Here is a 19,963-nt window from a genome sequence, read left to right as displayed (position 1 = left end):
CTTATAAGTTATTTGCTTCTGCAATTAATTCTGCAATATCTTTTACCACAACTTCGCTTTCCTTTTCTTTAAATTTAATACCATCTGTCATCATAGTATTACAATAAGGGCAACCTGTTGCTATAATATCTGGCTTGGTTTCTAAAGCATCTTCTGTTCTTAAAACATTAATTTCTTTATCTCCTTTTTCTGCATCTTTAAACATTTGTGCTCCTCCAGCACCACAACATAAAGCTGTAGTTTTGTTGCGTTTCATTTCTGTTAAATTAACACCTAACCTTCTAATTAAATCTCTTGGAGATTCATAAACTTCATTTGCTCTACCTAAATAACAAGGGTCGTGAAAGGTTACTCTTTTACCTTGAAGTGTTGTTTGATCTATTTTTAAACGACCTTCTGAAATTAGATCTTGTATAAACTGTGTGTGATGAAAAACTTCATACTTACCACCTAAACCTGGATATTCATTTTTTAGAGTATTGAATGAATGAGGATCACAAGTAACAATTTTCTTTACTTCATAACCATTTAAAACTTCAATATTCATCATTGCTTGCATCTGAAACAAAAATTCGTTTCCAGATCTTTTAGCTGCATCTCCTGTAGATGATTCTTCTGTTCCTAAAACCGCAAAATTTACGTTTGCTTGATGTAATATTTTTACAAATGCTCTTGATATTTTTTTTGCTCTATCATCATAACTTCCTGCTGCGCCAACCCAAAACAACACTTCTGGTTGTTTTCCTTGAGCTAACATTTCTGCCATTGTAGGTACGTTCATATCTTTTGATGTTTATTCTTGTAATTGTTTATTCATGTAATTATTTGTTCTTGCTTCGGTTTCTTAAAAAAACCACTCGAACGAACATTTCTCTAAAACTGTAGCCTAATCTTCTTTAGCCCAGTTTAATCTGTCTTGTTGATTATACTGCCAAGGAGCTCCGTTATTTTCTATATTAGCCATCATAGAGTTTAGTTCTTGTGGTGCAGCACTTTCTTCCATTACCAAATATCTTCTCATATCCATAATAATAGAAAGAGGATCTATATTTACAGGACATTCTTCTACACAAGCATTACAACTCGTACAAGCCCAAAGTTCTTCTGGTGAAATATAATCGTTTAATAATTGTTTTCCATCATCTTTAAAAGTACCTCCATTTGCATCGATATTTCTACCAACTTCTTCTAGACGATCTCTTGTATCCATCATGATTTTTCTTGGAGACAATTTTTTACCTGTTAAATTTGCAGGACAAGCAGATGTACATCTACCACATTCTGTACATGTATAGGCATTTAAGAGTTGCATTTTATTTAGATCTAAAACATCTGATGCACCAAATTTCTCTGGCACTTCATCTTCTGCTCCTTCTGCAGGTGCAGCGTAAGGATCTGCATCTGGATCCATCATTAACTTTACCTCATTGGTAACAGATTCTAAATTATTAAATTGTCCTTTAGGTTTTAAATTTGCAAAAAACGTATTAGGAAAAGCTAATAAAATATGTAAATGCTTCGAATAATATAAATAGTTTAAGAAAACTAAAATACCTAAAATATGAATCCACCATGCTGTTCTTTCTATTGTATGAACTGCTTCCGGAGAAAAGCCATTAAATAAAGGTGCAATAAACTGACTTATAGGATTTCCAATTCCAGCTTGCTGAAAAGTAGTATCTGTAGCATTCATTACTAAGAAAAGTGTCATTAAAACCATCTCAAAGTATAGAATTATATTTCCATCCATTTTTGGCCAACCTTTCATTTCAGAACTTAAGAAACGTTTAATATTTGCTATATTTCTGCGTGTCCAGAAAAGAATAACAGCTACAAAAACTAAAGCTGCTAGAATTTCGAAAGTTGCAATTAAAAAGCCGTAAACAGCATCACCTATAAAACCTTGAAAAACTCTATGTGTTCCTAAAATTCCATCGATAATTATTTCTAAAACTTCTATATTTATAATAATAAAACCTACATAAACAATAATGTGTAAAAAACCAGAAAAAGGTCTTCTTACCATTTTAGATTGCCCTAAAGCAATTTTAAACATGTTTTTCCAACGTTGTGGTTTATTATCTGTTCTATCTATACTTTTTCCTAGATTTATATTTCTAAAAAGTTTGCGAATATTCATCACAAAAAAGCTGATACCAGCAATTAATGCGATTGCAAAAAGGATGTTTGGTAAGTATTGCATTTAAATAGTGCTAATGGTTATAATTAGTATTTTATTTCCTCGCCATAAGGTTCTGGACTTTTTCCAAAGATAGAGAAATGAATATATCTTTTTGGATTTAGCTTTATATCTCTTAATAATTCTTCTAGTTCTCTTGTAGCAGCTTCTAAATTATCGTACATTTTTTTGTCGTTAATTAGCTTACCAATAGTACCGTCTCCAGAATTAATTTTCTTAGACATTTCATTAAAATTACCAACAGCTTCCTCTGCTTTTCTAATAATCTTATTAAAATCTACCGTATTTAAACTGTCTGATACTTTACTAAAATTCTCTGTAATATTTTTAGTGTTTTCTAAAGTAATCTTCAAGTTTTCTTGATTATCAACAACCATAGAATTTACAGCTTGTATCGTTTTTCTAATATCTGAGATTGTTCCTGCTAGATTAGAAACAGAACTATTAATTCCGTTAATAGTTTTGTCATTTAAAATCTTATTAACGCCGCTAAACAAAGTGTCTGCTCTTACAATTACTCTTTCTATTTTTTGTTGAAGCGGGTTTAACCTTTCTCCAATAGAAGTAAATAAGCTTTCTTCCATCTCACCTTCTAGTAAATCTCCAGAAACAGCTGTTTCACCTTCATAATTAGGAATTACAGCTAAATTAGAACCACTTAAAGGATTGGGTGAATATATTTTGACGATACTCTTTTTAGAAAATTCAAAATCGTTATTTACTATAAAAGTAACTAATAGATGTCCTCTCTTTTCTTCGCTTCTATCAAATTCTATTTTATCTACCTTCCCTACTTTTAAACCGTTAATTGTCACAGGACTAGACTTAGAAAGACCTCCGATTTTAGCATATTCAACTTTAAAAGTACGTGAACCTGGATCTAATAGATTTTGTCCTTTAAGGAAATTAAATCCCCAAACTGCAATAACAATTATAATTACTGCAACAATTCCCGTTTTTAATTCTTTAGACATGTTTAGATGTTTTGCAACAAAATTACTAATAATTTTTATTAGAATCCGTTAATTTTATGGCCTTTTTAAGGCATCTTGAATAGAGATTTTTTTACCGTTTTTTAAAGCAATAATAAAAGCAGTTTTATATCCTTTAGATTTTGCTATTTTCATCGATTTTTCGGCAGAACTATAAGAGGAAGTATTTCCGTAGTAATATTTATAAAAGCTACCTAATTGAATTCTTTCGATATTCTTTAAACCTTTAAAGTTATAAGATTTAGTTGCAATTCTATTTTTTCCTGATGCAACTTGTACTTTAAATTCAATTTCACTTGCAGAATTTATAGTTGTAACATCTTCTATAACCGTATTTAATTTTAAATTTTTAATATAATTATAAATAGCGTCTGCAATTTCGTTTGCCATTTTTGTTTGGCCAGAATTAGAGTTTAAGAACCTACCTTCTTTTTTGTTTGTTAGAAAACCTAGTTCTATTAAAACACTTGGCATTATTGTTTCTCTTAAAACTTGAAAATTATCTTGTTTTACTTTTCTATTATTTCTTTTCAACTTAAAAGTAAAATTATTCTGAATTAAACTAGCAATAGCTAAACTCTTATCTAAATTTTCTTCTTGTAGTAATGACAAACCAATTACAGATTCTGCTGAATTAGGATCGAAACCCTTGTATTTATCTTGATAATTATCTTCTAATAAAATTGCCGCATTTTCTCTTTTAGCAATTTCTAAGTTTTTTTTATTACCTCTTAAACCTAAAACAAAAGTTCCTGCACCATAAGCATTAGATGTATGAGAATCGCAATGAATAGAAACAAATAAATCTGCTTTTGCATGATTTGCAATATCACCTCTCTTCCATAAATCTATAAAAACATCTTTATTTCTAGTAAAAAGTATTTTAACATCTTTACGCTGTTTTAACTTTTCACCAACTTTTAGAGCTACTTTTAATGCAATATTCTTCTCTTTATATCCGTTTCCTAAATTACCAGGATCTTTACCTCCATGACCGGCGTCTAAGACAACCACATACTCTTTTTGAGCATAGATTGACACGCTGTTACATACTAATATGAAGAGCAGTAGAAAAATAATTTTACTTTTGATAATATTTTTGTGTTTTTGTTGGGATTGCATCAATAAAATTTAACTAATTTTGAATTCTTAAATTTGATGTTTCAAATATTACGCCAAATTTATATTCACATACAAAAATAGCATTTAAAGCATTGCAAACAAACCTATCATACATACTTTTATTTTGCATCTTCTTTTTCACAAAGCTAGGTTTTTCTCAGGATATAAAAACGACAAAAAAAATAACAATCCCTTTAATAGAAAAGGATACCATTCCTTTAAGAAAAACAGATAGTACTTTTTCTATAAAAAAAGATTCTTTATTACTTAAGAATAGAGACTCCATTTCTTTAGATTCTATAAAACCAAAAGAAACTATTGAAGATATTATTACGCATGTTGCAAAAGATTACACCATACAAAATGCTAAAAACAAAACAGTAACACTTTATAATGAAGCCAATATTACCTACACAGATATAGATTTAAAAGCAGGTATTATTGTTGTTGATTATATTAAAAATACACTTTTTGCAAAAGGAATTATAGACAGTACAGGTTATACACAACGCCCTGTTTTTAAACAAGGTAGTGAAGAGTCTGAACAAGATTCTATCATTTATAATTTTAAATCTAAAAAAGCTTTAATTTATGGTTTAAAAACCAAGCAAGGAGAGATGTTTACTTTTGGTGAAAAAACTAAAAGAGTAAACGATTCTACAATTTATGTAAGAGATATTAAATTTACTACATCAGAAAAACTAGACTATTATATTGGTACAAGTAAAGCTAAAATAATTCCTGGAAAAAAAATAATTGTAGGTGGAAGTCTACTTTATATTGCAGACATACCAACACCTATTTATTTACCTTTTGCATATTTTCCTATTACCCAAACTAGTGTTTCTGGTTTTTTAATTCCTGCTTTTGATACAGGAAGTAGTGATAGAGGTATTGGTTTTCAAAATGGTGGATATTATTTTGCTATTAATGACTATGTAGATTTAGGAATTACTGGAGATGCATATTCAAACGGAAGTTGGGGTTTTAGAGCTAGTTCTAATTACAATAAAAGATATCGATTTAATGGTGCCTTTAATTTTAGCTTCGAAAATAACATTAATGGTATTCGAGGTTTTGATGATTATTCCAAAGCAAATAATTTTAATATTAGGTGGAATCATAACCAAGATACCAAAGCGAGCCCAAACTCTAGATTTACAGCTTCTGTAAACTTAGGAAGTAGCAAGTTTTTTAGAGAATCTCAAAATCAATTTAACGTTGCACAAACACAAACAAATACATTTAATTCTTCTATAAACTATAGTAAAACATTTGTTGGTACTCCTTTTAACTTAAATGTTACGGCTCAACATCAACAAAATACAAATACAGAACAAATAACGATGACGCTGCCATCTTTAAACTTAAACATGAACAGAATCTACCCTTTTGCAGGGAAAGATGGCGTAAAAAAGAATCCTATTCAAAAAATGGGTTTTAACTACACATTAGATGGTAAATATTTAATTAATACTACAGATGATGATTTCTTGACAGCTAAAATGTTTGAGACTGCAAGGGCAGGTATGCAACACAAAACAGGAACTAGTACAAATTTAAAAGCTTTTAAATATTTTACGGTTTCACCAAGTGTAAACTATGAAGAAACTTGGCAATTTGATTATATTCAGAAAGACTACGACGTAACAGAAAATGTAATTGTAACAGATACATTAAGAGGTTTTAAGAGTTATAGAGAATACAATGCTGGCGTAAGCTTATCTACAAATATCTATGGTACTTTTAACTTTAAAAAAGGAAGACTAAAAGCTATAAGACATACTTTTAGACCTTCTATTTCTTATTCTTACAGACCAGATTTTAAAGATAAATATTTAAAACAAGTACAAGCTAGTAATAATCCTAGTGACATTCAAGAGTATACTGTCTTCGATCAAGGTATCTATGGAGGACCGTCTTCTGGATTAAGTAACTCTATTGGAATCTCATTAAATAATGTTTTAGAAGCTAAAGTAGCCTCGAAAGACCCAAATAGTGATGAAGAAGATGAAAAAATAACGCTTTTAAACAACTTAAACTTTAGTAGTTCATACAATATAGCAGCAGATAGTTTACGTTGGTCTCCAGTGAGTTTTTCTGCAGGAACACGTTTATTAAAAGATAAGTTATCTGTAAATTTAAGTGGATCGTTAGATCCATATAAAGTAATAGAATCTTCAACAGGTTCTCTTATTAGAGTGAATCAATTTAATTCTAATTTTTTAGGTTTAAGATTAACAAATGCTAGCTTAACAGCAAATTATTCTATTTCTAGTGCAGATTTTAAAAAGGATAAAGAAGGAGGCAAAAAGGATAATAACAGAGATCCTAATAATGCAACCGATGTAATTGGTGCAGATATAAATCCTACAGATAGATTTGGACAGACAAACAACGGAATAAATAAAAAGAAGGAAGACAAGAATAAAACTGCAAAATTATATAGAGCAGACATACCTTGGTCTATAAACTTAGCATACTCTACAAACTATATAAACAACGGTATAGACGGCGGAAGTATTGGTGTGCATAGTATTATGTTTAGTGGTAATGTAGAATTATCTCCAAAATGGAAACTAGGTTACTCTTCTGGTTACGATGTTAAAGGCGGTGCTTTTACTTTTTCTAGATTTAACTTTACAAGAGATTTAGATAGTTGGAATTTTAATTTTAATTGGGTTCCTTTTGGTACAAACTCTTCTTACACGTTTTTTATTGGTGTAAAATCTTCTATTTTATCTGATCTTAAGTGGGATAAAAATAAACCACCAGATAGAACATTGTTTTAAGTATCTAAAACAAACCTAGGTTAGCATAACTTTGCAATTCTTATACCTTTAAAACTATAATCAATGAAAAAAATAATAACAACTACAAAAGCACCTGCACCTATAGGACCATACAACCAAGCTGTATTAAGTGGAAATACACTATATACTTCCGGACAAATTGCTATTAATCCTGAAACAGGAGAATTAAATTTAGCCTCTATAAAAGAAGAAACAACACAGGTAATGGAAAACTTAAAAGAAGTTTTAGCAGCTGCTGAAATGACTTTTGAAAACGTTATTAAAACATCTATTTTTATTTCTGATATGAATAACTTCGGAGAAATAAACGCTATCTACGCAAAGTATTTTAATGAAGAAACGGCTCCTGCAAGAGAAACTGTAGAAGTAGCAAACTTACCTAAGTTTGTAAATCTAGAGATTAGTGCAATTGCAGTAAAATAAAAAACACCAAGTGTTAAAAATAAAAAAAACCTGATAGAAATAAATCTATCAGGTTTTTTATTGCTTATATTTTGAATGCTACAAAGAAGCAGAATATTCAATTAAATCTACAATTTTAGTAGAATAACCAATTTCGTTATCATACCAAGAAACAACTTTTACAAAGTTATCATTTAATGCGATACCTGCATTAGCGTCAAAGATAGAAGTACGAGTATCTCCAACAAAATCTTGAGAAACTACTAAATCTTCTGTATAACCTAAAACACCTTTCATTGGCCCACTTTCTGAAGCAGCTTTCATAGCAGCACAAATTTCTGCATACGTAGCTGGTTTTTCTAATTTTACTGTTAAATCTACAACAGAAACATCCATAGTAGGAATTCTAAACGCCATACCAGTTAATTTACCGTTTAAAGCAGGAATTACTTTCCCTACAGCTTTTGCAGCTCCAGTAGAAGAAGGAATTACATTACCAATAGCAGAACGTCCACCTCTCCAATCTTTCATAGAAGGACCATCAACAGTTTTTTGAGTTGCAGTTGCAGCATGTACAGTTGTCATTAAACCTTCTGAGATTCCCCAGTTGTCATTTAATACCTTAGCAATAGGAGACAAACAGTTAGTTGTACAAGATGCGTTAGAGAAAATTTGTTGATCTGCTTTTAATTCTGTGTTATTTACACCCATAACAAACATTGGTGTATGATCTTTAGAAGGTGCAGATAAAACAACTTTTTTAGCTCCTGCAGTAATATGCTTTCCAGCAGTTTCTTCTGTTAAGAAAAATCCAGTAGATTCAATTACATATTCAGCACCAACTTCGTTCCATTTTAAATTAGCAGGATCTCTTTCTGCAGTAATTCTAATTTCGTTTCCGTTTACAACTAATTTACCGTCTTTTACTTCAACAGTTCCATCAAATTTACCGTGAACAGAATCATATTTTAACATGTAAGCTAAATAATCTACATCTAATAAATCATTAATAGCTACAACTTGTACATTATCTCTTTTTACTGAAGATCTGAATGCTAATCTTCCAATTCTTCCAAATCCGTTAATTCCTATTTTTATCATTTTTTTTAATTTTATTACTAATTAATATTATGTTGTCATTATATCAGAAACTCTTAAAAGTTCTTGATTAATAGAATGACCTCCTTTTATTGCTTCAGCAATACTAGAACTTATTACTTCATTATCTTTTAAGCCTACCATTAAATTGGTTTTACCATCTAACAATAACTCAACAGATTTTACACCTAATCTACTTGCTAAAACTCTATCAAAACAAGAAGGAGAACCTCCTCTTTGCATATGACCTAAAACAGAAACTCTTACATCATATTCTGGTAAGTTTTGCTCTACATATTCAGCTAATTGATAAACGTTTCTACCAGACTTATCTCCTTCTGCAACTACAACAATACTAGATGATTTCCCTGTTCTTCTACTCTTTTTAAGAGATTCTAACATTCTATCTAAACCTAAATCTTCTTCTGGTATTAAGATCTCTTCTGCTCCTGCTCCTACTCCTGCATTTAAGGCAATAAAACCAGCGTCACGCCCCATTACTTCAACAAAAAACAATCTATTGTGTGAAGATGCCGTATCTCTAATTTTATCTATTGCTTCTACTGCAGTATTTAAAGCTGTATCATAACCTATTGTATGAGAAGTACCAAAGATGTCGTTATCTATGGTTCCTGGAATACCAATAACAGGAAAATTATATTCTTCATTAAACACAACAGCTCCTGTAAAAGAACCATCTCCACCAATTACAACCATGGCTTCAATATCGTTCTCTTGCAAATGCTCATAAGCTTTTGCTCTACCTTCCTTTGTTCTAAATTCTTTAGAACGTGCAGATTTTAAGATAGTTCCTCCTTTATTAATTATATTATTAACACTTCTTGCTGTTAACTCTACAAAATCTCCATCTATAAGACCTTCATAGCCTCTGTATATTCCTACACAACTTACACTGTAATAAGCACATGCTCTAACTACAGATCTTATTGCTGCATTCATCCCTGGAGCGTCTCCTCCAGAAGTCATGACTGCTATTTTTTTTATTTTTTTCATATTATATATTGTAAAATTACTGTTTTTAAAGCATTTAAATAAAAAAATCTACGAAATCGTTTTAGCCTTTCCTCCCTTTATTTTAAAGGGTTTTTTACTCAGCTTAACTAAATATTAAGGTATTTTAACGCTATTTAATCTAGGGAATTTAAAGCTTTTAAAAAGAGATTTCATCTTTATAAGATCAGTTAAAATTAAGGTATTTGTTAAGGAATAGTTTCAACTACAAATCTTAATTACCACCAAAATCATCAAGCTTTTTAAGCTTTGTTTTAATAGTGTCTTTTGAGGTACTCTTTCGCTTAATTAAGTTCTTCTTTTTCTTTAAACCTAATTTTTTAAGTAAACCAGAAAGTGTGTTAAAATTTACTTGATAAGACAAACCAATACCTTGTGTATAACCTTGGTCTTCTGTTGTATATTGAATTTCATTTTGCCTATTAAAAATAATACCTCTAAAGCTACCTTCTTTATTTAATAGAACTTCAACCTTTACCTCACCAACAACACTAGATTGTGTTTGCGTACCAATGGGAACACCTACTTTTCCATTAATTACCACCCTTTCACTTACTTGTGTACTTACAGATAAATCTACTTGATTGTCTGTGTTTAATCGATCTAAATCGCTATTACTTTGCCCTTGTTGATAATCTACACCTAATTGAAATTTACTATCCGGACTATTTAAAAGACTAGAAAAAGCTGCTGCAATTGCACTCGAAGCTGTATTTGTTATTGTTGCATTTGCATCAAAATTAACTTTATCTGGATTTGCAAAATTACCAAAAGCTAAAAGTGAAATAAACTGAGTTGTTTTTTCATTTACGTTATTATCATTTAAAATAAACTCTAATTCGTTTGCAATTGTAGGATCTACATTTGTTAGTTGAATATCTAATTCTTGTTTCGAATCAAATAAACCTCCAGTAATTCTAGCCACTAAGTCTACCTCTATATTTCTATTCGAATTAAAATTCTCTAATAAAACTCCAGGATTCGCTTTTGCTTTATAAACTGCAGTTACATCTAAATTTGCGTCTGCAGGGTTTCCATTCCAAGAAACGGTTCCTCCTTTTTGAATTACGAATGGTTTGTTTACAAAGCCACCATATTTAAAATCGTAGACACCATTATCTACAATATAATCCCCAAACATTTTAAATTTCCCTCTAGTGTTAATTTCTATTTGAAGATTCCCAGATCCTCTACCAGATAGTTGACTTCCATAAACCTCATCAATTACAACCTGTGCAATAGCATCCTTTGTAACTTCTAAATCAATTTTTAAAGTAAGCCCTTTCAAAGCTTCTAAAGCAATTTCTTTTTGACGCTCTTTTACCTTTGTTTCATCTGATTTAAAATGAATAAGACTATAACTATCTACCGTTTCTACATCCTTTAAAGGAAGTACAAAAATAGTTCCTGGCATTGTTTTGGCATTAAACTCGATAGTTAATCTATCTGTTAAACCAAAAATATCTGCAGAACCATCTATAAACGCAGTACCGTAATACAAAGCTTCTTCTGTATTTTCGGTATCTAAAACCATTAGATTATCGCTCTCTATTTTCAATCTTAAAAACCATTTTTTAAAATTAAAATGAGAAATATCTCCTTTTAAAATACCTTTTGTTTTATTTTTAGTATCTAATAATTTAAAGTCTTCTAAAATAAAAGATTGTTGCTGTAAAGTAATTACAGACTCTCCTTCGAAATCATAATCTACATTTAAATAAGGAAACTTTAAACCCGCATTTTTAAGTCGAAGTACTCCTTCCATATCTGGGTTACTTAAAAAGCCTCTTAGGGTAAAATCACCAGATGCTGTTCCTCTTAAAGAAGATAAAACATCTTGTCCTAGAGGACTAAATGCATCTAATTTAAACTCTTCTAAAAACACATTTAAATCTATTATTGGTCTTTTTGCTGAAAAATCTAAAACACCACTTGCAGCAATACTTTTAACATCTTTATTCTCTATAGATAAATCTACATTGTATTTTTCGTATGAATTCTCTCCCTTTACATTGATAAATAAGTCTCCTTGTTTAAAATCGTTTACTTCAAAATCTCTAACGGTTAAAGAACCTTCTGGAGCATAAGTACCTTTTGTCTGTACAAAATCTAAATGACCAGAAAGTGCCCCTTTTAAAGCTAAACTATCTATAACTGGTAAAAAACTTTGAAGTTTTACTTTTGTAAAATCTGCTAATAAAATTTTATCTTCTGTACCTTTTAAATCTCCTATAAATTGAACTTTTTGTTCTCCTGAAATTAACTTAAACTGACTAAACTTAAATTCATTCGTTTTTAAATCGAATGTAATTTTATCTGTATTCTTTTCGTCTGGGTTTATGTGCCACGTATTTTCTTTGAATATAAATGATGATTTTTCGAAACCTAAAACAGATTTTCCTTCAGGATTAAAGGTGTAGAAAAAATCGAGATTAAAGTCTTCATTTTTCTTGTCTCCACCTTTAAAAATAGACTTAAAATACAGTGTATCATTTTCTGTTCTATTTAATAAGTTTAATTTAGAAATATTATAATATTCTGTATGTACTTCGTCTGCTGTTAAAGATGTATTATAAAGAGGGTTACTATTATCTGTTCTTAATGAAATCACCTTTACTTCTGTACCGTAAGCATCTATTCTTGGTGAATTAAAACTTAAACGAAAAAGGTCTTTATCTGAATTTATTTTTCCTTTAATTTTTGTCTTATCATCTATAGATACTTTAGGGAAAAATACATTTACAATCTGATTATAAACAGTAAAATTAAAATCTAAAAACTGATTTGATGCAACTTCATAAGGCTTGTAGTTTGTATAAATACTACCCAAAGCATTTTGAGCAACTTTTGGTAATTCAGAAAACGAAAATTTACCTGTTATATAACCTTGTGCAATATCTTTAGAAGCAACATCTATGGTTTTTATACTATCTTTTAAAGAAGATGTTACCGTAAATTCTTTAAAACTATATTCTTTTTTCTGATTTGTGTATAACACATTTTTAAAGATTGCTTTTCCTACAATATCATCTAACGTATTTCCTTCTATATCTAATTCTATTTTTCCTTTTACAATAGAAATAGTGTCTCTTGTAAAAAGGTTGGTTTCTTTTAAATTTAAATAAGAAATATCAGACTTAAAATCGAACTTTTGTACTTCAGATGATAAATCTGCTAATCCGTTAAATTTCATCTTAAAATTAGTATCGTCAATAACTAAATCTCCGTCGAACTTATTGTTTTGATATTGCCCATTAGCAATAATATTTTTATAAGTATAGCTATTAAAATTAAGTTCAGAAATATTACCTACAAACTTTGTATTTATATTTTCTAACTTAAAACCACTACCATTTACAGCTCCTTTTAAAGACACTTTTCCAAATAAAGGATCGTTAAAAAACTTACCTATATTAAAATCTAAAAGCTCTACATCACCAATATAAGCCGCAGTATCTATTTCATCTATATTATTAATTTCTAAATCTGAAATTACACTACCAATTTGAGATTGCAAATCTACAGTAGCTTTCATTTTAGAAGGAGTTACATTTATTTTTCCTCTAATACTAAACTGACCTAGTTTACCAAATTCTGAAGGTAAATTTTTACCTAATAAATTAGGCAATATATTTTTAAGTTCGCTGTAAGTTGCAGTTAAATTAGTTAAATCTCCATTAAAAACAAAGCCTCTTTCTGTATTTACAACATTTTTAAAGGATAAATTTCCTTTTAATTTTATTCCTTTTTGGGTTGATAAGTTTAAGTTATTTAAATCGAAATTATTTAATTTCCCTTTCATTTTACCTGAAAAAGAAATTACATCACTACCATTTAATTCTTTATAAAACTTTTTTAAATCTTGTACTTTTAAGGTACTCTTTTCAAAATTTGCTGTAATATTTACTTTATCATTAAAATTAATTAAATCTTCTCTTTTGTATGTAAAAAGTATATTACCAATAACACTAGAGCTTTCTGTTTCTAGTTTGGTATTATCAAAATTCATTGCCGTTTTGGTAAACTTATAATTGGTAGTTAAATTAGTTACCTGCAAACCTTGGTTGGTTCTAAAGTATAAACCTCTTGCATTTGTAGAAAAGTCAGCCCCAATAATAGCCAAATCTTGGGCATTACCACCAATGTTTGTTGCAGAAAAACTTAAGGGTGTTTTGTTGTTTTCATTTATAAGTTTAAAATCTAAATTTTCTACATAAACATTGTCTGCTTTTAGAGTAAAAGGTGACGCTAAAGAATCTTTTGGTGTATCACTTTTAAAACTATCTATAAAAATAGCCATATTATCATCTGCTTCACCTTTATAGGTTTTCATATAATAATAACCATCTTCTAAAGTTATAGCATCAAATAGAAGTTCACTATTCAGAACTTTTTTCGCATTTAATAAAGAGGTGCTTAATTTTTTTACAAATATTAAAGTATCTTTATGATGGTCTCTAATTTCAACATCTTTTAAGACTATACTTCCTAAAAAGGATAGGTTTACTTTACCAATACTTAAATTGGTACCAAAGTCTTCATTAATTTTATTTGTAGCGTAGTTACCTAACTTTGTTTGCACAAAGGAGGTAGAAAGTAAAATACTAACTAACAGTAGAAAGAGCACTATGTACCCTAACCATTTTAATATTTTCTTTCCTAATGTTTTAATGACGATATGTTTTAGTATTATTCACAATATTTAAAGGAATTTAATCAAAAATATTGCCACGTATTACAAAGAACGTGCAATTTTAACAAAGAATTAAATTTCTATTCTTAAAAAAAGGAAAATCAACCTAAAATTATACTTAATTTTGCTAAAAATCTATTTTCTTCTAACTCATGAAAACACCTGTTTATATTTTAGGTATAGAATCTTCTTGTGACGATACTAGCGCGTCTGTAATTTGCGACGGAAAAGTGTTAAGCAATGTCGTTGCCAACCAAGAAGTACATTCTAAATATGGTGGTGTTGTACCAGAATTAGCTTCTAGAGCTCACCAACAAAACATTGTACCAGTAGTACAACAAGCTTTAGAACAAGCAAACATTACAAAAGAAAAATTGTCTGCAATTGCTTTTACAAAAGGTCCTGGTTTAATGGGTTCTTTACTAGTAGGTACTTCTTTTGCAAAATCTTTAGCTTTAGGTTTAGATATCCCTTTGTTAGATATAAATCATATGCAAGCTCATATTTTAGCACATTTTATAGAAGATGAAGACAGTAAAATACCAACATTTCCTTTTATCTGTTTAACTATAAGTGGCGGACACACACAAATTGTAAAAGTTACAGATCATTTTAAAATGGAAATCTTAGGAGAAACAATAGATGATGCTGTTGGAGAAGCCTTTGATAAATCTGCCAAAATTTTAGGCTTACCATACCCAGGTGGACCTTTAATAGACAAGCATGCAAAATTAGGAAATTCGAAAGCGTATAAATTTACAAAGCCAAAAGTTGGCGATTTAGATTTTAGTTTTAGCGGATTAAAAACAGGAATTCTCTATTTTATTCAGAAACAACAGAGAATTAACCCTAATTTTATTGAAGAAAACTTAAATGATATTTGCGCTTCTATACAATTTACAATTGTAGAAATTTTAATGGACAAATTAAAAAATGCTGTTAAACACACCAATATAAAACATATTGCTATTGCAGGTGGTGTTTCTGCAAATTCTGAAATTAGAAATCGATTAGAACTAGCCGAAAAACATTTTGGTTGGACAACCTACGTGCCTAAATTTGAATTTACAACAGACAATGCTGCAATGATTGCAATTACAGGATATTTAAAATATCTAAATAAAGATTATGCAGATGTTTCTGTAACAGCAAAAGCACGTTTAAAAGTTACCGAGTAATAATGAAAAATTTAAAAAACAGACTTTTATTTAATTTCTACTACTTTCTTTTATGGATTGGTTATTTTCTTTTTGCTCGTTTATTTTTCTTACTTTTCTATTTTGATAAGACCCAAGAGTTAGGCTTTAATACTTCTATAAAAACCTTTTTATATGGTTTACGATTAGACATTTCTTTTGCTGCTTACCTCTGTTTAATTCCTTTTTTATTACTTGTTTTTTCGATATTTATAAACCCAAATAAAATTGGAAACATTACAAAATGGTATTCTTATACGCTAATAATAATAATTACCTTATTATTAATTATTGATGCTAGTTTATATGAATCTTGGGGCGTTCGTATAGACACTACTTTATTCGCATATATAGACACACCAGAAGTTATGATTGCTTCTGTGTCTACTTTTCAAATGATTTTTGGCCTTCTATTTTGGTTTGTAACTTCTTTTATATTTATTAAAATATTTAAAAAATATATCAATAAAAATATTAAAAAATTAAATTTAGAAAACAAGCTTCAAGCACCACTTTTTTTATTGATAACTGCTGCTCTTATAATTCCTATTAGAGGTGGTTTTCAAGAAATACCAGTAAACCAAAGTAACGTTTACTTCTCTAATAAAATGTTTGCAAATCATGCTGCTATTAATTTTATATGGAATTTCTCTAATACACTTACACATAGAACTGGCAACACCAACATTTATAAGTCTTTCGATGCTGAAACTGCAAAAAATATTATTAACAACACAAGAAATACACTTTTAGAAGCAACTACAGATTCTATTTTAAACACCTCGAAACCAAATGTAATTCTAATTATTTGGGAAAGTTTAACAGCTAAAGTTGTTGGTTCTCTTGATGGGGAAGCAAACGTTACAGAAAACCTAAACAGACTCTCTAAAGAAGGTATTTTATTTACTAATTTCTATGGAAATGGAGATAGAACAGACAAAGGAATTCCTGCAATTTTAAGTGGCTATTACCCTCAGCCTGTTAAAAAAATAATGCGAATGCCAAACAAAACAAGAAGTTTACCAATGCTACCAAAACAAATGAATGCTTTGGGATACAAAACTTCTTTTTATTATGGTGGCGATCTAAATTTCGGGAATATGAATACCTATTTAAGAAATGCAGAAGTATCAGAAATTATAGATGGTAGTGAGTTTGACAAAAAAGATTGGAACTCTAAATGGGGTGCTTTTGATGATGTTTTTATGAAGCGTTTTTCAAAAGATTTATCAACAAAACAGAACAAACCTTTTTTTAAAATTGCATTAACTTCAACTAGTCATGAGCCTTATGAACTAAATGATACTTATAAGTTTGGAAAAGACTCTCAGGATAATTTATTTAGAAGCTCTCATGCTTATACAGACAAAGTTATTGGAGAATTTATCACTTTTGCAAAAAAACAAGACTGGTACAAGAATACATTAATTGTAATTATGGCAGATCACGGCCATAGTTCTCCAAAACATGAAGGCGAATACTTTTCTCCTAAAAAATTTAGAATCCCAATGCTTTGGTTAGGTGGAGCTCTAAATAAAAAATCAATAAAAATAGATAATATTACCAGTCAAGTAGACTTTTCGTACACTTTATTAGACTTGTTAAAAGGTGATAATTCTAATTTTAAATTCGGTAAAAATCTTTTTAATACTTCAGAAGACCAATATGCACATTATGTTTTTAATAAGGGATTTGGCACACTTACCAAAAACAGTTTTTATTTATTCGATTACGTAAATAGAAAATCAATTGTAAAATATGGTAAAGATGCAAACAAACTAGATTCTTTAGGAAAAGCGATAACACAAGATTCTTATCAAGATTTTTTAGATAGAAAGTAATTTAATATCAGCCATTTTCTTTATTTTTGATTTTATGAAGAAAATATTTTTCACTACCTTATTACTTACAAGTTTTATATTTAAAGCACAAGATCTTCCTAAGGGTTTTGTTTATTTAGAAGACATAGCTCCTTCTATAAAAGTAGAGTTACGCTACCTATCTAACAATAACTTTATAGGAAAACCAATTGAAGGTTATAAAAGTAATTGCGTTATTATAACTAAAGAAACGGCTGTTTTATTAAAAAAAATTCAACAAGAATTATTAAAAAAAGAATTAAGTCTTAAAATTTTTGATGCCTATAGACCACAACAAGCTGTAAATCATTTTGTAAAATGGGCAAGAGTTTTAAATGACACCTTAATGAAAAAAGAATACTACCCAAATGTAGCAAAGTCAACACTTTTTAAAAAAGGTTATATTGCTTCAAAATCTGGTCATTCTAGAGGTAGTACTGTAGATTTAACAATTGTAAATACTAAAACAAATAAAGAATTAAACATGGGAAGTCCTTATGATTTCTTCGGAATAAAATCTCACCCATTCAACCAGAGTATTACAAAAATAGAAAAACAAAATAGAATGTTGCTTCGCAAGGTAATGGTAGATAACGGCTTTAATCCTTACAAAAATGAATGGTGGCATTTTACACTAAAAAAAGAACCTTTTCCTAAGACATATTTTAATTTTCTAATTAATTAGTAAGTTTTAACAAATTCTAAACAATTTCATTTTAAATCGGCATTATATTTGCTTTAAATAGCTAGAAACTAATCTATATGAAACATAAAATTAAATTTTTTACTTTTATTATTTGCCTATTATTTACAACTACTTTCTTTGCTCAATTAGATAAAAATAATGGCACAAATGAAAAGGGTAAAATAAAAGCGGTGGTTTTAAGCAACTCTAAAGTAATTGAAAAACCTACATCTATTGAACTAAATGGAAATAACGGTTTTAAAAAAGCTTATGACAAAGAGCAAGAAAAATTAAAAGAAAAACAAGACGAAGATAACTTAAATAATAAAGGAATTATTTCTAAAAAACAATTGAGTGAAGCTCGTTTTTTAAAAGCTTTTAAAAAAATAAACGGCCAATATATTTATCCTGTAATAGACCAAGATTTGGGTAGTTTTAGAACAAATTCTGCTAGTGTAAATATTATTTGTAGAGATTTTCAATACCCTGATGGAGATAGAGTTACAATAATGGTTAATAACATACCGGTTGTAACAAACATTATCTTAAAAAAAAGGTATCAGAGTTTTACAATTCCTTTAGAAATAGGTATTAATAAAATTTCTTTTGTAGCTTTAAACCAAGGTACTTCTGGCCCAAACACAGCAGCATTTAAAGTATATAATGATGCAGGTATGTTACTTTCTTCTAATGAATGGAATTTAGCAACAGATGCAAAGGCAACATTAGTCATTGCTAAAGACAAATAAATAGTCAACGAAATCGATTGAGTTAAATCTCTAAAATCATTTTTTTTTATTCTACTTAAAAAAGTTATTTTTGTATTTCGATTATTAAAAATTAAAACCAAATAATCTCAACAAACAATTATCACTAGTATGAAAAAAATCACCAAACAGACCTACTTAGATTGGTACAAAGACATGCTTTTTTGGCGTAAATTCGAAGACAAATTAGCCTCAGTTTACATTCAACAGAAAGTAAGAGGTTTCTTGCACTTATACAATGGTCAAGAAGCAATTTTAGCAGGTGCATTGCATGCAATGGACTTGTCTAAAGATAAGATGATTACTGCTTACAGAAATCACGTGCAACCAATTGGTATGGGAGAAGATCCTAAAAAGGTGATGGCAGAATTATATGGAAAAGTAACAGGAACATCTAAAGGAATGGGTGGTTCTATGCATATCTTTTCTAAAGAATTTGGTTTTTATGGTGGTCATGGTATTGTTGGTGGACAAATACCTTTAGGTGCAGGTTTGGCATTTGGAGATAAGTATAAAGGAAGTGATGCTGTAACATTAACCTGTTTTGGTGATGGTGCTGCAAGACAAGGTTCTTTGCACGAAGCTTTTAATATGGCTATGCTATGGAAATTACCAGTAATTTTTATTGTTGAAAATAACGGTTATGCAATGGGAACTTCTGTAGAAAGAACTGCCAATCATACAGATATTTGGAAGCTTGGTTTAGGTTACGAAATGCCTTGTGGACCAGTTGATGCAATGAACCCAATAAAGGTTGCTGAAGCAATTGATGAAGCAATTCAAAGAGCAAGACGTGGAGATGGACCAACTTTCTTAGAAATGAAAACATATAGATATAGAGGTCATTCTATGTCTGATGCACAGCATTATAGAACAAAAGACGAAGTTGAAGAATACAAAAAAATTGATCCTATTACGCAAGTTTTAGATATCATTAAAGAAAACAACTACGCTACAGAAGATGAAATAGCAGCAATTGTTAAGGATGTAAAAGATAGAGTTAATGAATGTGAAAAGTTCGCAGAAGATTCTCCTTATCCAGAAGTTCAGCAAATGTATGATATGGTATATGAACAAGAAGATTATCCTTTTATAAGTTAAGAT

At 29.5% G+C, this 19,963-nt stretch carries 14 protein-coding genes; 7 read left to right on the top strand and 7 right to left on the bottom strand.

Annotated features, from left to right (window positions below; genetic code table 11):
* Position 1: 1 nt before the first annotated feature.
* From SHK09_RS13390 to SHK09_RS13375, 4 genes are all read right to left on the bottom strand, one after another.
* On the bottom strand, positions 2 to 781 hold the full coding sequence (locus SHK09_RS13390) for a (Fe-S)-binding protein (protein WP_319811293.1): 780 nt from the start codon (positions 779 to 781) through the stop codon (positions 2 to 4).
* Between the two features lie 105 nt (positions 782 to 886).
* The gene (locus SHK09_RS13385; protein ID WP_319811292.1) at positions 887 to 2,203 is read right to left on the bottom strand and encodes a (Fe-S)-binding protein; all 1,317 of its coding nucleotides are present in this window, start codon (positions 2,201 to 2,203) and stop codon (positions 887 to 889) included.
* 23 nt (positions 2,204 to 2,226) lie between these two features.
* Positions 2,227 to 3,174 (bottom strand): MlaD family protein, encoded by a 948-nt coding sequence (locus SHK09_RS13380; RefSeq protein WP_319811291.1) that lies wholly within the window; start codon positions 3,172 to 3,174, stop codon positions 2,227 to 2,229.
* Positions 3,175 to 3,228: 54 nt separating this feature from the next.
* Positions 3,229 to 4,314 carry an N-acetylmuramoyl-L-alanine amidase family protein gene (locus SHK09_RS13375; protein WP_413774282.1) on the bottom strand — a complete coding sequence of 362 codons (1,086 nt, stop codon included), beginning with the start codon at positions 4,312 to 4,314 and terminating at the stop codon, positions 3,229 to 3,231.
* Positions 4,315 to 4,406: 92 nt separating this feature from the next.
* Here SHK09_RS13375 and SHK09_RS13370 point away from each other — a divergent pair, with 92 nt between their 5' ends.
* Positions 4,407 to 7,106, top strand: coding sequence for a putative LPS assembly protein LptD (locus SHK09_RS13370; RefSeq protein WP_319811289.1), 2,700 nt, complete (start codon positions 4,407 to 4,409; stop codon positions 7,104 to 7,106).
* A 63-nt stretch (positions 7,107 to 7,169) separates the two neighbouring features.
* Positions 7,170 to 7,550: a RidA family protein gene (locus SHK09_RS13365; RefSeq protein ID WP_319811288.1), complete on the top strand. Its 381-nt coding sequence runs from the start codon at positions 7,170 to 7,172 to the stop codon at positions 7,548 to 7,550.
* A 78-nt stretch (positions 7,551 to 7,628) separates the two neighbouring features.
* Here the strand turns inward: SHK09_RS13365 and gap are convergent, their stop codons facing one another.
* The 3 genes from gap to SHK09_RS13350 form a co-directional block, all read right to left on the bottom strand.
* Positions 7,629 to 8,630: a type I glyceraldehyde-3-phosphate dehydrogenase gene (gene gap / locus SHK09_RS13360; protein WP_319811287.1), complete on the bottom strand. Its 1,002-nt coding sequence runs from the start codon at positions 8,628 to 8,630 to the stop codon at positions 7,629 to 7,631.
* A 27-nt stretch (positions 8,631 to 8,657) separates the two neighbouring features.
* Positions 8,658 to 9,641: a 6-phosphofructokinase gene (pfkA, locus tag SHK09_RS13355; protein ID WP_319811286.1), complete on the bottom strand. Its 984-nt coding sequence runs from the start codon at positions 9,639 to 9,641 to the stop codon at positions 8,658 to 8,660.
* Between the two features lie 232 nt (positions 9,642 to 9,873).
* Positions 9,874 to 14,241: a translocation/assembly module TamB domain-containing protein gene (locus SHK09_RS13350; protein WP_319811285.1), complete on the bottom strand. Its 4,368-nt coding sequence runs from the start codon at positions 14,239 to 14,241 to the stop codon at positions 9,874 to 9,876.
* 263 nt (positions 14,242 to 14,504) lie between these two features.
* Between SHK09_RS13350 and tsaD the strand changes: the two genes are divergently transcribed.
* From tsaD to pdhA, 5 genes are all read left to right on the top strand, one after another.
* Entirely contained in the window at positions 14,505 to 15,530 is a 1,026-nt protein-coding gene (gene tsaD, locus SHK09_RS13345) for a tRNA (adenosine(37)-N6)-threonylcarbamoyltransferase complex transferase subunit TsaD (RefSeq protein ID WP_319811284.1), read from the top strand.
* 2 nt (positions 15,531 to 15,532) lie between these two features.
* Entirely contained in the window at positions 15,533 to 17,389 is a 1,857-nt protein-coding gene (locus tag SHK09_RS13340; protein ID WP_319811283.1) for an LTA synthase family protein, read from the top strand.
* 34 nt (positions 17,390 to 17,423) lie between these two features.
* Positions 17,424 to 18,092: a M15 family metallopeptidase gene (locus SHK09_RS13335; protein WP_319811282.1), complete on the top strand. Its 669-nt coding sequence runs from the start codon at positions 17,424 to 17,426 to the stop codon at positions 18,090 to 18,092.
* 77 nt (positions 18,093 to 18,169) lie between these two features.
* Complete coding sequence (locus SHK09_RS13330; RefSeq protein ID WP_319811281.1) at positions 18,170 to 18,841, top strand: hypothetical protein; 672 nt, start codon at positions 18,170 to 18,172, stop codon at positions 18,839 to 18,841.
* Between the two features lie 129 nt (positions 18,842 to 18,970).
* Positions 18,971 to 19,960, top strand: coding sequence for a pyruvate dehydrogenase (acetyl-transferring) E1 component subunit alpha (gene pdhA, locus SHK09_RS13325; RefSeq protein ID WP_319811280.1), 990 nt, complete (start codon positions 18,971 to 18,973; stop codon positions 19,958 to 19,960).
* Positions 19,961 to 19,963 lie beyond the last annotated feature (3 nt).

This window comes from Polaribacter sp. PL03 (genome assembly GCF_033875165.1).
GTDB lineage: Bacteria > Bacteroidota > Bacteroidia > Flavobacteriales > Flavobacteriaceae > Polaribacter.
The sequence above is the reverse complement of the archived record's forward strand: the minus strand, read 5'-3'. Positions and strand labels throughout refer to the sequence as shown.

Bases quoted from the DNA above. Each gene is read 5' to 3' on its own strand.
- tsaD (WP_319811284.1), top strand. From the start codon at position 14,505: ATGAAAACACCTGTTTATATTTTAGGTATAGAATCTTCTTGTGACGAT.
- SHK09_RS13375 (WP_413774282.1), bottom strand. From the start codon at position 4,314: ATGCAATCCCAACAAAAACACAAAAATATTATCAAAAGTAAAATTATT.
- SHK09_RS13385 (WP_319811292.1), bottom strand. From the start codon at position 2,203: ATGCAATACTTACCAAACATCCTTTTTGCAATCGCATTAATTGCTGGT.
- pdhA (WP_319811280.1), top strand. From the start codon at position 18,971: ATGAAAAAAATCACCAAACAGACCTACTTAGATTGGTACAAAGACATG.
- SHK09_RS13365 (WP_319811288.1), top strand. From the start codon at position 7,170: ATGAAAAAAATAATAACAACTACAAAAGCACCTGCACCTATAGGACCA.
- SHK09_RS13335 (WP_319811282.1), top strand. From the start codon at position 17,424: ATGAAGAAAATATTTTTCACTACCTTATTACTTACAAGTTTTATATTT.
- pfkA (WP_319811286.1), bottom strand. From the start codon at position 9,641: ATGAAAAAAATAAAAAAAATAGCAGTCATGACTTCTGGAGGAGACGCT.
- SHK09_RS13330 (WP_319811281.1), top strand. From the start codon at position 18,170: ATGAAACATAAAATTAAATTTTTTACTTTTATTATTTGCCTATTATTT.
- gap (WP_319811287.1), bottom strand. From the start codon at position 8,630: ATGATAAAAATAGGAATTAACGGATTTGGAAGAATTGGAAGATTAGCA.
- SHK09_RS13340 (WP_319811283.1), top strand. From the start codon at position 15,533: ATGAAAAATTTAAAAAACAGACTTTTATTTAATTTCTACTACTTTCTT.
- SHK09_RS13380 (WP_319811291.1), bottom strand. From the start codon at position 3,174: ATGTCTAAAGAATTAAAAACGGGAATTGTTGCAGTAATTATAATTGTT.
- SHK09_RS13390 (WP_319811293.1), bottom strand. From the start codon at position 781: ATGAACGTACCTACAATGGCAGAAATGTTAGCTCAAGGAAAACAACCA.